This is a genomic window from Streptomyces sp. NPDC029138, from assembly GCF_055564375.1.
In genome coordinates this window covers 42,258-58,250 of record NZ_JBVHWM010000067.1, presented here as the reverse complement: position 1 = coordinate 58,250, position 15,993 = coordinate 42,258, and the positions used below count along the sequence as shown (strand labels likewise).

The 15,993-nt window shown below is 72.8% G+C and carries 4 protein-coding genes; all 4 read right to left on the bottom strand.

Annotated features, from left to right (window positions below):
* Positions 1-65 precede the first annotated feature (65 nt).
* Genes ACZ4WH_RS35655 through ACZ4WH_RS35640 form a run of 4 tightly spaced genes read right to left on the bottom strand, consistent with a single transcriptional unit; the run spans position 66 to position 15,977 of the window.
* Positions 66-2,600, bottom strand: a complete 2,535-nt coding sequence (locus tag ACZ4WH_RS35655) for an AMP-binding protein (protein WP_468188647.1) — start codon at positions 2,598-2,600, stop codon at positions 66-68.
* Positions 2,601-2,635: 35 nt separating this feature from the next.
* Complete coding sequence (locus ACZ4WH_RS35650) at positions 2,636-3,457, bottom strand: thioesterase II family protein (RefSeq protein WP_468188645.1); 822 nt, start codon at positions 3,455-3,457, stop codon at positions 2,636-2,638.
* Positions 3,458-3,465: 8 nt separating this feature from the next.
* The gene (locus ACZ4WH_RS35645) at positions 3,466-8,346 is read right to left on the bottom strand and encodes an SDR family NAD(P)-dependent oxidoreductase (protein WP_468188643.1); all 4,881 of its coding nucleotides are present in this window, start codon (positions 8,344-8,346) and stop codon (positions 3,466-3,468) included.
* Positions 8,346-15,977 (bottom strand): MupA/Atu3671 family FMN-dependent luciferase-like monooxygenase, encoded by a 7,632-nt coding sequence (locus ACZ4WH_RS35640; protein ID WP_468188641.1) that lies wholly within the window; start codon positions 15,975-15,977, stop codon positions 8,346-8,348. Before ACZ4WH_RS35640 ends, ACZ4WH_RS35645 begins: the two co-directional genes overlap by 1 nt.
* Positions 15,978-15,993 lie beyond the last annotated feature (16 nt).

Sequence of the window (15,993 nt, the reverse complement as noted above, 5' to 3'; positions counted from 1 at the left end):
TGGGGGATAACGCACCCGCGAACCCGGGTTCCGTCAGTCTCTTCGACAAGAGGAAAAGCCCACTGCTACCGTTGGGCAGAAGCCCCCCCCCCCCCCACGACAGGCAGTGTGCCCTCACTCACCGCCGTGCGGATCAGCCCCGCCACCGCCGCGCCGGCCAGCTCCACCCGGTCACCCTCTGCCGCTGCCATCGCGCCGCGGGTCAGCACCAGCAGCCGAGGGCTGCCGAACTCCTCCGTGGCCAGGGCGCGTAGCACCGCGAGGACGCCGAGGGTGGTGTCGCCCACCGCCCGGGCGGCGTCCTCGTAGGCGCAGGATTCCGGGGAGCCGAGTGGCCGGGCGTCCACCACCAGGCCCAGCGGCCCGTGCCGCCGGGTGGTGTCGGCCAGGACCGCGCCCAGCGCCTTCGTGTCCCCGGACCCGGCCGGGCAGTCGCCCGCGCGGACCACCACCACGGGGACGTCACCTGCTCCGAGGTGGGTGGCCACCTGTTCCCACAGGCCGTCCTCGTCCAGGACCAGCCAGGGGCCGGGGGGCGGCGCCGCGCTGCCGGGCTCCTCCGCCGGCCCCCACACCCGCTCGCAGATCCAGTCCTGTGGAGTGTCACTCCCCTCCTGTCCGGCGTTCTGCGGACCGGAGTCGTCCCGGCCGTCGAGGCGGTCGGCGAACCGGCCCGCCATCAGATCGGCGGCGAGCTGACCTCGCTGGATCTTGCCGCTCCCGGTCTTCGGGAACTCCTCCCGTTTCACGGGCACCACGACATCGGGGACCAGCCCCATGTCCCGGGCCAGCAGAGAACGGATCTCCGTGCCGGTGCGCTGGACGGCCACCACGTCCCAACTGGTGGGGACGTAGAACAGGGCCAGCCGGTCGGAGCCCTCGTCAGGGGCGCGGAAAGCGGCCGCGGCCACGAACGTGACCTCTACGCCCTCGACCCGCTCGACCGCCGCTTCGATCTCGTGGGCGACGGTGTTCACCCCACGCACGATGATCTGATCCTTCTTGCGCCCGGTCACCACCATCGAGCCGGCGTGCACGAAGGCCAGGTCTCCGGTGCGGAACCAGCCGTCCGGCGTGTAGGAGGTGCGGTTGGCCTCGGCGTTGGCGTGGTACGAGCGCATCATCACCTCACCCGTGACCTCCAGCTCGCCCACGTGGTCCTCGGGCAGGACCTGGCCGTCCCCGCCCGTGACACGCATCGAGAAGCCCGGTACGGGCGGGCCCGCTTCCGTGAAGGTCACCGCGCCGGGCCCGCCCGGCGCCACGTGGCGCACCGCGCCGCCCAGAGAACTCTGGTCGACCGTCACCGTACCGACGCGGGGTGCGTCGCGGTCGGTGCGGGCGTACGTCACCACGGAACACGTCTCCGACATGCCCCAGCCCGGCCACACGGCGTCCGGGGCCAGCCCGTGGGGGGCGAGGAGGTCGAGGAACCGGCGGGTGGTGGCGGCCACCACCGGCTCGGCCGCGTTGGTGATCGCGCGCAGGCAGCTCAGGTCCCAGTGTGCCCGGACGATGTCCTCGGCACGCTCGTTGACCATGGCGAAGGCGAAGTTGGGGGCCCAGGTGTTCGTCGCGCGGTGCCGGTCCATCCAGTTGAGCCAGGCCAAGGGGTCGGCCAGGAACTGGGCCGTGGTCGCGTTGACGTGTCCGCATTGCAGGAACACGTCGCGCACGTTGTACATCACGATGGCCACGTGGTCGAGCGGCATCCAGTTCATGGTCACGTCGTCCGGCCCGTACCCCCTGGCCTGGGCCACGGCGTAGGTGCGGGCCGCCACACTGGCGTTCGTATGCCGGACGCACTTGGGCACCCCGGTGCTGCCGGACGTGAGCAGGTGTAGCACCGGGGAGTCCGGTCCCCCGTCGTGGACCCGTACGTCCGGGGTGGATCGCGCCAGTTCCTCGGCTTCCAGGATGCGTACTCCCGGCTCGTCCCACAGACCGCGTACCCGGGACAACTCCGGGGCCTGACTCCGGTCGGTGAGCAGATGGGGCCGGCCGAGGAGTTCCCAGGCGTTGCGCAGCCGCCGGGTCGTGGCGTTCTCCTCGGCGTACGTCGGCGCCACGGCCACCGGGGTGGGAATGAAGCCACCCAGTGCACAGGCCCAGAAGGCGGTGAGGTAGTTGCGGTTGTCGGCGAACTGGAACAGCGCGGCGTCACCCGGCCGCAGCCCCGCCGCGCGCAGCCCGGAGAGGGTGCGCCGGGCCTGGTCGAGCAACTGCGGGTAGCTCTGGAAGACCTCGTACTCCTCGCCATGATCGTCCCGGATGAAGACGGTGCCCTTGTCGGCCGCCTCTCGGGCGGCGGCGTGCAGTGCTTCGGGCAGGGTCGTGGGCGCGCCGGGCGGCAGTCGCAGAGCGGGCCCGTGGGTCTCCGAGGACCGGAGCCCCTGGGACGCCCGGTCACCGTGCCGCGTGGGGGCGGAGAGGTTCGGAGGGCTCACTGCGGGCCCCGTCGCGGGTTGCTGCGCCGGCCGGGCCGGCGATGGACCGGCCGCCCCCGCGCCGGTGGTGCGGCGGACCATGGCGTACGCCTCGGTCACCCCCGGCAGGTCGGCGACCGCCGCGGCGATCCCGTCGAGTACCTCCTGTCCCACGGCCGGCCTCGTGGCACGTCCGTCCGGGCGACCCGTCATCGTGACACCTCCGAGATCAGATCACCGAGCAGGGAGTCCGTGATCACGCTGACAAGCTCACGCGCGCTGTCCTGGAGGTAGAAATGGCCCCCGTCGAAGAGCCGTTGACGGAACGAGGCCGTGGTGTGGTCGCGCCACGCCTCCAGGGTATCGGCGGGCGTGCGCGGATCGTTCCGCCCGGCCAGCACGACCATCGGCACGTTCACGGGGGGTCCGGGCTGGGGCCGGTGCTCCTCCCACAGGCGGAAGTCGGCGCGCAGCACCGGCAGCAGCGTTCGCATGAGCTCCCCCTCGGCGACGGCGGCTTCGGTGCCGCCGAGCCGCACCAGTTCGGCGACGAACTCGGCGTCCGGCAGTCCGTGCAGGTCGGGGGCGACCGCAGGCTGGCCGGGGGCGCGCTGCCCGGACAGCAGCAGCCGTGAGGGGCCGGGCACGCCGGCCTTGTGCAGGGCCTGGGTCAGCTCGTAGGCCAGCACCGCTCCACCGCAGTGCCCGAAGAACGCGGTCCGCCCGGCCAGGTAGGGACGCAGTGCGTGCACGAGGGTGCGAACCAGCGGTTCGACCTCGGTGAAGGGCTTCTCGGCGATGCGGTTCTGGCGTCCCGGCAACTGTACGGCCAGCAACTCGATCTCAGGAGGCAGCAGCGCGGCCCACTCCGCGAAGAAGGACGCACCGGCTCCCGCGTGCGGGAAGCAGAACAAGCGCCAGCGAGGGGCGGTCCGGCGCGCACGCCATACGTACGGGGTCTCCACCAGCAGGTCGTCCGTTCCGCCCCGACCGGAAGCCGGGGCGGGGATGCGGCTCGTGGTGTTCTCCATGGTGCGGCTCACCTCGTTGGGTTGGGCGAATGACTGGCCTCGGGACCACTGGCACCGCGGGCGCCGGGCGCCGACGCGACGGCCGCGGCCAGGTGCGCCGCGAGGTCGGTGACCGTGGGGTGGCTGTAGAGATACGTGGGCGGCAGGTCGACCCCCAGCGAGTCGTGCAGTCGCTCGCGCAGCCGCAGGCTCATGAGCGAGTCCAGACCCATGTCGGCGAGACCCCGATCGTCCTCGATCTCCTCTTCGGGTGTGCCCGTGACCCGGCCCACTTCGGCGCGCAGGCGCTCGGTCAGTTCGGCCGGCGAGAGCGGGGCGGCGGCCTTCTCCGATCCGGCCCGTCGCACGGGACGCCCGTTGTCGGTGCCGCCGCGTTCCGCGGGGGGCGACGCGTCCGCCCGCCAGAGCCAGTCGGTCCACGCGGCGAGCCCGGAGTCCCGCGGTGGCGGGGAGAGGGCCGGGCCCGCGTCCGCGCAGGCCAGCACGCAGAGGTCGGCCGGGCTCTCGGCCACCGCGACGGCCAGAGCACGCAGGGCGTCCCGCGGTTCCATCGCGGACAGCCGGCCGAAGTGGGTGTCGCGGGTCCGCCCGCGGGTGGTGGTGTACATCCCGCCGCCTGCCCAGGGGCCCCAGTGGACAGCGGTGCCCGGCAGCCCCCGTGCGCGTCGCTGCCGCATCACCTCGGCCATCGCCGCGTTCGCGGCGCTGTAGGCGCTCTGGCCGGGCGCTCCGAACACCGCGGCGATCGAGGAGAAGCAGATGAAGAAGTCCAGCTCCTGGCCCTCGGTGTACTTGTCCAGCAGCCAGGCGCCGGTGGCCTTGGGAGCGATGACCTCGGCCAGCGCCGCGTCGTCGACCCCGGCCAGCGTGGCGTCCCGCAGTACCCCGGCAGCGTGTATGACGCCGCGCAGTGGCGGACGGCCACGTTCGAGATGCATCAGCAGGGCCCGCACCTGTTGCGGGTCGGTGATGTCTGCCCGGGCGGTCAGCAGGTCGGCCCCGGCGGTGCGCACGGCCGCGGCGGCTTCGTCGGACACTCCCCTCGCGGACCTGCCGAGGGCGACGATGTGCCGGGCCCCTGCCTCGGCGAGCCAGGTGACCACGTGGGAACCGAGGGCTCCGCCGGCGCCGGTCACCAGATAGGTGCCGTCCGGCCGCACTCGCCGGTGCCCGCCTCGGGGGCCTTCGGCGTGCTCCCGGACGCGCGGGACATGGCGGCCTCCGCGTGCGTACGAAATCTCACGGGGTCCCCGGCCGGCTGCCAAGTCGTCGAACACCTCGTCGACGTCGAACCCCGCGTCGACGCGGCCCGCGTGCAGGCCGGGCACCTCGATGCAAAGGTGTCGCAGTCTCGGGTGCTCGGCACTCACGGCCCGGACGAACCCCTTGATCGCCGAGTGTTCCGCCGGCATCGCGGCGGTCGCCGGAAGGATCAGACCGAGGCAGCCCTCCGCGGCCCCCGAAGCCACGGCGAGGCGCTGGAAGAGCGATCGTGTGTCGCGCAGGGCGTTCCACCGGGCCGGGGCGCGGGTCGGTGGCGGACTGTCGGTCCCGTCCCCGATGATCTGGACGATCCGCCAGGGGCCGCGCGTCCGGTCCAGGAAGCCCTCGACGGCGGGCCACAGGCCGTCGCTCTCCCTGTGAACGTCCTCGGGCGCCCCGGACGGCGTCGTGGTGAGGATCAGCAGGTCCTCCCCGCGCTCGCGCACTCGCCCGGCGAGCGCGGCGCGCAACTCGGAGTCCGCGCCGATCAGCAGCCAGGAGAGAGCTTCCCCGGACGGTTCGGGGCGCGGAGCGTCGTCCGGTGTCCACACCACGTCGTGCAGGAGGGGCCTGGACGCCTCCCCGGGGGCGGGACGGGACGGTCCTGCCCAGTAGGTCCGGCGGGGCCGAGCCGACGGCGGAAGCAGGACCCGCCGCCGGGCCGGGGCGGCTCCGGGGGCCGGCACCCGGTCGATCAGCCCCGCGGTGAACAACTCCGCCTGTGCGCGGCGCACCTGGCTGACAAACCCGGGGGGACGCGTCGAGGGGACGAACAGGTGCTCCTTCTCCCCGGTGATGGTGCGCCCGATGCCGCTCAGCACGGACGACGGGCCGATCTCCAGAAAGGCGCGCGACCCGGAATCTGCCTGGCGGCGCAGCGCGTCCGCGAACCACACCGGTTCCCGCACCTGCCGGACCCAGTACTCCGGGCTGTCGAGGGCGGGGACCCGGGCGGCACCGCCCATCGCGGGGGCCATCGGCAGGGCGGCCGGGCGGAGCTCGGCCCGCGACACGACCTGTGCGAAGGGAGCCAGCATCGCCTCAACGGCAGCGCAGTGGAAGGGATGTGTGGTCTCCAGGGCGACCGCGGTGCTGTCCGGACCCAGGGCGGCGACCGTGGCCGCGACGTCTTCCTCAGGCCCGGCCACCACCAGGCTGGAGGGGCCGTTGACCACCGCGATCTCGGCGCCGCCGACCAGGACGCGGGACACCCTCTCCGGAGGGGCCGACACCGCCCACATCGACCCGCGTGCGGCGTACTTGTCCATCAACCGGCCTCGGGCGGCGACCAGTTCGAGGGCGGTGGCCTGGTCGAAGATCCCCGCGGCGCATGCCGCCGCGTACTCTCCGAGACTGTGCCCGAGCACCGCTCCGGGGGTGACGCCCCAGGATTCCCACAATCGGGTGAGGGCGTACTGGAAGGTGAAGAGAAGCGGTTGCGCCCACCGCGCCTCGGTGCGCAGTCGCTGGGCGTCCGCCAGTACCAGCTCGTACAACGAGCCGTCGAGATGGCGGGACAGCAGCGCGTCGCAGCCGCGCACCGCTTCGAGGAACTCCGGTTCTGCCTGGGCCAGTTCGGCCGTGGCCCGAGCGACTCGGCTGCCCTGACCGCTGTAGAGGAAGACCGGTGCCTGCGGGTCGGAGGGGGCGACGCCGGTGAACGAACCGGGGACACGGTGCGGGCCGGCCGCGTCGGCGGAGTCCTCCGTCGGCGACGCGATGGCAGCCAGGCGCTTCGTCCACGTCGCGGTGTCGCTGCCGAGGACGGCCACGCGATGCCGCCAGACCGGGCGCCCCTCGCGGACCGTGGTGCCGACCTCGCCTGGCGTGAGTTCCGGGTGGTCGCGCAAGTGGCGGCGGTAGTCGTCGGCCAGGGCGCGCAGCGAGGCCGCGTCCGGCGCGGACAGCGCCAGCAGATGGACTTCGTCCCTGGCGTCGCCGGCGTGCGCCGCGGGCGGGAGGGCGGGCGCCTGCTCGACGATCATGTGCGCGTTGGTGCCGCCCGCCCCGAAGGAACTCACTCCGGCCAGGCGTGGCTCGCCCTCCTGGGTCCTCCATGGCGTCGCCTCGGTGGGGATGTGGAACGGAGAGGCCGCCAGATCGATCTCCGGGTGCGGAGTGCGGTGATTGAGGGTCGGCGGGATCATGCCGTGCTGCACGGTGAGCACCGTCTTGATCAGTCCGGCCATTCCCGCGGCCGAGTCGAGGTGCCCGACGGACGGCTTGACGGTGCCCAGCGCGCACCGCCCCCGCCCAGCCCCGTCCAGGCTGAACGCCCGGGTGAGAGCGCTGAACTCGATCGGATCGCCCACGGTGGTCCCGGTGCCGTGCGCCTCGACGTAACCGATCCGGTCCGCGGTCACGTCCGCCGCCGTCAGGGCGGCACGGACGACCTCCACCTGGCCCTCGACGCTCGGGGCGGAGTAAGCCATGCGCCGCGCCCCGTCGTTGTTCACAGCGCTGCCCCTGATGACCGCGCAGATCGGATCGCCTTCGGCGAGAGCGTCGGCCAGCCGCCGCAGGACGACCACCCCGGCGCCGCTGCCTCCGACGGTGCCGCGGGAAGACGCGTCGAAGACCCGGCACACGCCGTCGGGCGAAAGGATGCCGCCGTCGCGGAAGACGTAACCGGAGGCCGGCGGGGTCTGCACGGCGGCCGCTCCGGCCACGGCTATGTCGCAGTCACCCGCGGCCAGCGCCCGTGCCGCCAGATGGACGGCCACAAGCCCTGTCGAGCAGGCGGTCTGCACGGTGAGGCTCGGTCCGCGCAGCCCGAGTCTGTACGACACACGTGTGCACAGGTGGTCGTTGTCGTTGCCGAAGGAGATCTGAAGCGGTGCCAGTTCGTCCAGGAGCTCGGGATCACGGGCGAGCACGCTGTGGAAGTAGCCGGCACGCTCGGTCCCCGCGTACAGGGCCATGCCCACTCCGCCGAAGCAGCCGACCCGGCGGTCGGCCAGGCGCCTCGGGTGGTGGCCTGCGCGCTCCAGTGCCTCCCACACACACTCGAGGAACAGCCGCTGCTGGGGGTCGGTGATCCGCGCCTCCATGGCGGACATGCCGAAGGTCTCCGCGTCGAACTCGGCGGCTCCCTGGAGATGTCCGGCCACGGGAACGTAGCGAGGGTCCTCGATCAGCCGGTCGGGGACCCCCGCCGCGCGCAGTTCCTCAGGGGTGAACCGGCGGATCGCGCTGCGGCCGGAGACCAGGTTGGCCCAGTACGCCTCCGGGGACGCCGCCCCCGGGAAACGGCAGGCCATGCCGATGACCGCGATCCGGTCGTCGCCCGGCCCGGACGGTGCGGGCCGCCGGGGCGCCGCGAGGGCGGCAGCGCCGCCGGCTGCCCCGGTCGGCGCGGCCCGCCCCGACAGCAGGTGGGCCGCCAGCGCCTCCACGGTTCCATGGCTCATCAGTTCCGTCAGGGAGACATCCACACCGAAGCGGTCCCGCAGCCTGCTCTGCAGCACGGGAAGCTGCACGGAGCGCCCCCCGTTCTCGAAGAACGTCCGATCGTGCGCGACCGGCCTGCCGAGCACCTCCTGCCACGCCTGACCCACCAACCGCCGCATCCCCTCCGGCGACCGGGGCACGCCCCCTTCCGCCGGGTTCTCCGAGGCCGCGGCCATCACGTCCGGGCTTCCCTCGTCGGCACGGCCGTGACCGCGGCCGCGATGTCTTCGGCGGTGTCCGGTGGCGGCCCTCCGGCCTCCTGCACGGTCAGCAGCGCCGCCAGCGCCCCGACGAGACCGGCCTGTGCCGACGCGACCCCCGGCGCTCCGTCCGCCCGTCGCGGCTCGCGGATCAGCCCGGCGAGAGCGGCATGGGTGAGATGACCCCCCGTGCCCCCGAGCGCGAGGTCCCCAGGACGGATCGGCGCGGCCTCGGTGCGCGGTTCCACGCCGAACTCCCAGTGGCTGACGAGGACGACGCGTTCGTCGCCCGTGGCCTCGGGCCGGTCGGTCACGAGGAGGTCCCCGGCGGGTCCGGCACCGCCGTCGGCCTGCCCGCCGGTTCCGGGCAGGGCGACCGTGGCGCCCAGCAGCAGTACGGCGCAGGCGGCGACCAGCAGGTGACGGGGCTCGCGCACCCGTACCTCGGCGACCGAGCCCGGCTCCAGGCCGCGTTGCGCCAGGACCCCGGCGAGGTAACCGATCCGCTCGGCGAGCATCGCGCGTGAGACAGCGGCCTCGCCGTCGGCCGCCTCCGCATGGCCGGACGACGGATCACGCAGGAATTCCTCGATCAGCCGCGGCACCCACGGCCCCTCCTCGCCGGCCGCGTCCCGCGCCCCGGCGGTCGCGGACGATGGCGGCAGGGCGGGGACGATGGCGTCGAGCAGCAGGGTGTACCCCTCCGCGAACTCGCGTACGACGGCCTCGTCCAGGACCTCAGGGTGGTGGACCCAGTCGAGGGTGTAGGTGTCGCCGCGTTCCACGACGTGCAGTTCGAGGGCGTCATGGACGGACGGGGACGCCTGGTCGAGGAGTTGGGCGCGCAGGCCCGGGAACGAAGGAGGGTCCTGGTGGTGCCAGTGGAACGAGGCCGCCGGCGCGGTGCCGGCAAGCGGGACCACCGCATCCGACCCCGCGTGCCGGGTCGCCTCCGCGACGGACTCGTGCAGGGCCCGCAGGTGTGTCCGGGGAGTGTCGTCCGGCCGCAGCGCCGAGCGGACGGGCAGGCCGCAGTCCCGGGGGAACACCAGGGAGTCCAGTCCGTCCCCGGCCACGCGGCGCGCCGCGCGCACGCCCACCACCAGTTCCTCATGCCCGCTGATCCGGTGCAGCAACTGGGCGTAGACACTCATCAGCACCAGGTACGGGGTCGTGTGGCACTCGGAGGCGATGCGGCGGACGCGGCGGCGCAGCGTTCCCGGGAGCGGCACGCTCACCCGCCTGCCGTCGGCCGTCGGGCAGCTCGGAGGGGTGAGTGCCGCAGGTACGGCGTCCGCCCCGTCCGGCAGGCGCTCCCGCCAGTAGGCGCGGTCCGCCGCCTCTGCCGACGGGTCCGTCAGCCGCTCCAGTACCGTCCGCAGGGGTGCGTCGCGCGGGGTACTTGCCGGCTTCCCCGTCCTGCGCGCTCCGTACGCCTGGCCCCATGCGTCCAGGAGGAGATCCACCGCCGCACTGTCGGCTACGAGGTGGTGCACCGTCAGGGCCAGGGTGTGCTCCCCCTCGGTCTCCCGCAGCAGCCGCGCCCGCAGGAGCGGACCGCGCTCCGGGGCGAGGGGTTCCCGTGCCGCCTCGGCGGCCCAGGCCTCGACGGCCGTGCGAAGCTCCGCGCCGTCGAGATGCGAGAGGTCGGTCAGCGGGATGGCGACAGGGATCGCGTCAAGCACGCGCTGCTCGTTACCGTCCGCGCCGAAGACCAGACGCAGCGCCTCGTGCCGCTCCGTCAGATCGCGGAGGGCGCGCTCCAAGGCGGTGCGGTCCAGCTCCCCGGTCAGGCGCACGAGCCGGACGTGCTGGTGAGCGGCTTCGGTGCCGGTGGCGGCGCGGCGCGACCAGATGAGACGCTGGACCTCGGTCAGCGGCAGCCCTCCCTCGTCGGGGGTCTTCGCCGGGACAAAGGGAGCGATCGTGACCGCCGGGCGGTCCGCCTCCGTGCCGGCGGCGCCCTCCCGTGCGCTCTGCGTCTCTTTCCGAAGCTGGTCGAGTGCCCCGAATCCGGCGCGTACGACGTCGGGCGTGGCGCCGAAGTCGACGAAGCAGGCGATCTCGTCGACCCCCGCCTCGGCCAGGGCCTCGGCCACCGGGCGGCAGCTCTCCGGCGTGCCGACGAGCGAGCGGCCCCGCACGTACCGGTTGAACGCCTGGTCGATCAGGAACTCCTGGTCGTCCTCGGAGAGAGAGTGCAGGTCCACGCGGCGGGTGGGATCCGCCTGGTACGACTGGAGGTCGGCGGCCGACCGCAGATAGGACCGCAGTGGCTCGCGGGCCGCCGCGAGAACCGTGTCGTGGTCGTCACCCACCATGGTGTGCAGCAGTACCGCCACATGACCGGTCCGTGGGTCGTGTCCCGCATCCGCCAGTGCCTGGCGGTACAGGGTGACCTTGGCGCGCAGCGTCTCGATGTCCTGGGAGAGCAGGTTGGTCAGGATGCCCACACCGTGCCGGCCCGCCGCCTTGAACGTCTCCTCACTGCCCAGGGCGGTGAGCCACACCGGCAGTTCGGGTTGCACGGGCCGGGGGAACACCTGGACCGGGACCTCCGTGCCGTCGGGCTTCGAGAAGCGCACGCTCTCCCCGCGCCACAGGGCGCGCACCTGCGTCATCGCGCTCAGCGTGCGTGCCTTCCGTTCGCCGAACGCCTCCGGGGCCAGCACGAAGTCCTGGTCGTTCCAGCCGGACGCGAACGCGATCCCCGCGCGCCCGCCCGACAGGCTGTCCACCACCGCCCACTCCTCGGCGACCCGCAAGGGGTGGTGCAGAGGGAGTACCACGCTCCCGGCGCGGATGTGCAGCCGTTCGGTCTCCTGGGCGAGCGCTGCGGCCAGCACCGCCGGGTTCGGCGAGAATCCCCCGAGCTGGTGGAAGTGCCGCTCAGGCAGCCAGACGGCCTGGAAGCCGCTGCGGTCGGCGAACCGCGCCCCGTCAATGACCAGTTCATGGTGCTCGGCGGAGCTCACCCCCGGAGGTGAGCCGAAGAACGAGAGACTGAAACCCAGCGGGCGAAGTTCACCGCGGTCGGCCACGACCTGTCTTCCGGACGGCTCCCCACCCGGTACCGAGGCTCCGTGGGCCGGGACGGACTCGCTGCGGGGGCGAGGCTCGCTGCGGGGCAGGGGCTCACTGTGGGGGCGGCTCTCGGCCCGTGCCACGGGGTTGACGACCACGGCACCGGCGGAACGGGCGGGAGCGACGCCCGACCGGGTCTCCCACACCCCGGCATCGCGCATCTCGGTCACCGCGTCGGTCACCGCCGCGCGCACCTGGGCGATGTCCTTGTCCGTGTGTGCCGTCGACAGGAAGCAGGAACCGGTCTCCACCAGGAAGACCCCACGCCGTGCCAGGTTGAGCCGCAGCAGGTCCAACTGCATCGGCTGGTAGACGAAGCTGTAGTTGCCCGAGTGCACGAACCGGAAGAACGAGCCGAAGCGCCGGGCACTCAGCGGGACGCCGAGTCCCGTGAAGCAGTCGTTGAGATCGTCGATCAGTTCAGCGGCGCGCTCGTTGAGCCGCTCCTGGAGCCTGGGCCCCTGCTCCACGAGGTGTCCCAGCACAGCGTTGGCCGCGGCGAGGGCCAGCGGATGCTTGACGTAGGTGCCCGCCGTGTACGTGATGGGGGCGTCGTCGGCCATCGCGGATGGTCCCACCCAGGATCCGCCGTCCACGAGTCCCAGAATCTCGGCTCGTCCTCCCACCGCGGCCATCGGCAGCCCCGCCGCGAGCGTCTTGCCGTAGGTGACCAGGTCGGCCGGTACCTGGAACCACGCCTGGCCTCCGCCCGGCGCGATCCGGAACCCGGTCAGCACCTCGTCGAGGACGAGCAGCGCCCCGTGGTCGCGCGTGATGCGTCGCAGCTCGCGCAGGAACGGGCCGGCGTGCTCGCCCGGGTCGCGGTTCTGCACCGGCTCCGTGACCACGGCGGCCAGCTCATGGCCGTGCTCGGTGAGCCAGCGCAGCGACTCGGGCCGGTTGAAGGGGAGCACGACCATGTCGTCGACCAGGTTCTGCGTGACGCCCGGAACCTGCGGCGCGGCGGTGTACGCGGTACCGGCCGGGTCGCGGGTGACGAGCGTCCCGTCGAAATGCCCGTGGTAGGCGTTGGCGAACACCACGATCCTGGACCGTCCGGTCGCCGCCCTGGCCAGGCGCATGGCTGTCATGACGGCCTCGGTGCCCGACACACAGAAGTTCACCCGCTCGACCCCGGTCAGCAGGCGGACCTTCTCGGCCACCTCCCCGGACAGTTCGCCTTCCGGTCCCAGGTGGATCCCGGCATCGAGCTGCGCGCGCAGGGCTTCCTGGACCACGTCCGGGCTGTGTCCGAGCAGGTGGGACCCGAAGCCCATGGCCAGGTCCACGTACTCGTTGCCGTCCACGTCCCACAGCCGACCGGCCCGGCTGGCCCGTCCCCAGATCGGGTAGCGTGCCGCCGCCATCTCCGGGAGGCGACCGAAGGCGTTGCGCCGGTTGCTGGTCAGGCCGCCCTGGTGACGCTCGGAACGTTCCAGCGAGCCATGTGTGTTGCGCAGATGCTGATCGATGACGTCGTGAATGTAGCGCTGTGCACCGGAGCCGTGGCCGGTCCTCGCCGGCGCGGCCGCAGGCCCGGGTCCGGCAGCTCCCCCGGATCCGGGCGTCGCCTCCGGCTCGGACGCCACCTCCGTGTCAGGTGTCTGGCGCTCCAGCAGGGCGCGCAACTGCTCGACCTCACGTTGCAGGCGGCTCAGTTCGTCAGCGTGCGCGGGGTCCGCGACGCGGTCGGTCGCCAGGTCGCGGCCCTGCCCCGGTTCGTCCGCGGGTACCGCGTTGGGCTGGGCAGGACTTCCGAGGACGGGCTGGGCAGGATTCTTGGGGCCGGGCTGGAACAGGCTTTCAGGCACGGCCCGGGGACTTTCGGGCACGGCCCGGGGAATTTCGGCGATGGGGCCCGCCATGAAAGGTGACCCGGACTCGGCCCTCGCGCCCCCACCGGTCCCCTGCGCCGCCGCCGTCGGCTTCCCGGCAGCCGCCGCACGCACCACGTGTTCGGCGATGGCTGACACGGTGGAGAGTTCCTCGAAGAACTGCCGTACCGACAACTGGATCCCGTACCGGCGCTCGATCCGTCCCACCAGGCCCACGAAGCTCGGGGAGTCGGCACCGAGGTCGAGCAGGGGAACATCCTCATCGACCTCGTCCGGATCGAGACCGATCAACTCGGCGACGGAGGCACGGAGGTAGGCCACGGTCTCGCGCATGAGGACACCTGTTTCTTCGGCCTGTCGGGGGCGGGTGGACTCGGGCTCACCGGTCGTGTCCGGCCGCGGGACGCCCGCCAGCCATAGCGGACGTCGCTGAAAGGGATAGGTGGGGAGGCGGACGGTGCGGCTGCCGCGCTGCACGGCCGACCACTCCACGGGCAGTCCCAGCGTGTACAGGGCGGTCACCACCGCGAGCGCGTCCCGGCGGGCGGTCTCGCCGTCGGTGCAGCGGATCGTGTGCAGGGTACGAGGCGTCTCATCCCCCTTGGCGGGCGTGCCGGGCGAAGAAGCGGTCGTGACAGGGAGGTCCGCGCCGATCAGCACGACATGCCGGACGTCCTCCGGCAGACCTGCCCAGGGATCCGACGGGCGGCTGTCCTCTCGTGGCGTCCGCCCCGTCAGCACGGCTGCCACGGCCTCGTCCAGGGATGCCTCGCCGAACCAGCAGGCCGCAGCGGCTCCCCCCGCCCGGGCGGACAGGACGAAGGGGCGCAGACCCCAGGAACCGAGCAGCGCGCACAGGGCGTAGTGCCAGGCGAACTCCGTGAGCGCCTCAAGCCGTTCGCCGTCCGCGGGGACGGCTGTCATGGCCGTCTGAACAGCCTGCCACGCCGATGCGAACGCAGGCCAGACGGCAGCGATTTCAGAGGGCGGCGTGGGTTCCCGTGCGATGTCGGAGCCAGAGCCGGAACCTGCGACGACTACGGCAGCACGTGGGCGAACGCCCGGTCGTACGTCGCCGACGTACGGTCCGCCGATACCTTCCTCCGCCGGGTCGTCGAAGGCCAGGAGCCGGGAGCGAAGATCTTCGGTGCTGTCGGCGACACATCCCCACCGGTACCGGAAGGCGTGACGTCCCAGTGTCGCCCCGGCGCAGATGTCCGCGAGCGGGGCCGCTGCGCCGGAGGACGACGCGGTCAGGTGAGCGGCGTGACGTGCGGCGAGCTCGCTCAACGCTCGGGGGGACTTCGCGGACAGGGTGAAGGGCCAGGGCCCGGGCGCGGGAGACGTGACGACGGGCGGTGCGGCCTCCGCCACCACCACGTGGCAGTTGGTGCCGCTCATGCCGAACGCGGAGACCCCTGCCATCCGCTCCCGGGCCCCGCGGGGCCAGTCCCGCAGCTCGGTGTTCACCACCACGGGTGGGTCGTTCCAGCGGATGTGTGGATTGAGCCGGCGCACGTGCAGGGTCGGCGGCACCTGCTCGTGCACGAGGGACAGCACCACTTTCATCAACGACAGCACACCGGCCGCGGCTTCCAGGTGACCGAAGTTGGTCTTCACCGAGCCGATGCGCAGGGGACTGTCCCGCTCGCCTCCGAAGACGGCCTGGAGGGCGCCGACTTCGATCGGGTCGCCTAGCTCCGTGCCCGTGCCGTGTGCCTCCACGTAGTCGATGTCGCCGGGGCGCAGGTCGGCGTCACGCAGCGCTCCGGCGATCACTGCTTCCTGGGCCGACGGGTTGGGGGTGGTCAGACCGGCGCTCGTCCCATCGTGGTTGATGGCGGACCCCCGCAGCACGGCGAGGACGGGATCCCCGTCGCGCAGGGCGTCCTCCAGTCGTTTCAACACGACCATGCCGACCCCCTCTCCCAGTCCGAAGCCCTCGGCCTCCGCGTCGAAGGCGCGGCAGCGAGCCCGGGCAGCGAGTGAGTTCATCCTGCGTCGGCTCGCCACGCTCCAGGCGCTCAGGAGGAGTTGGGAACCGCCGGCGAGGGCGAGGTCGCACTCCTCCTGCCGCAGGCTCCGCAGCGCGAGATGGGTGGCGACCAGGCTGGAGGAACAGGTCGTGTCCAGTTGGAGGACGGGCCCGTGCAATCCGAGCAGATGCGCGATCCGGCCGGCCGCCATCCCCCGGTTGACGCCGAGAAGCGTGTACGGGTCCATGAGTTGGCCCCGGCGCGGGTCCGCGGCGAGTAGGGAGTAGTCGTCCGTGCCCATGCCGAGGAAGACGCCGGTCGGGCTGCGCCGCAGCGTGTCCGCTGCGGTGTTGGCATGCTCCAGGGCCTCCCAGGCGACCTCCAGCAGCAGCCGGTGCTGGGGGTCTACGGCGGCTGCCTCTTTGGGGGAGATCCGGAAGAAAGTAGGGTCGAACCCGCTCACCTCTCGTAGGAAGGCACCCTCCACCGCACGGGCGTGGTCGTCCGCGTCCCCTTCCGCTCCGTACGGGGACCGGGCGTCCCACCGTCCCGCCGGTACCGGTCCGACGGCGTCGAAGCCGTCGCGCAGCGCCGTCCAGAGGGCGTCGGGTGATGTGATGTCCGGGGGGAGGCGACAGCCCATGCCGATGACCGCGACCGGGGCGGGGCGGGCGGGAACGGTGTCGTCGCAAGCATCTACGCTCGGGGGCATGTGGGGGTGGTCGCCT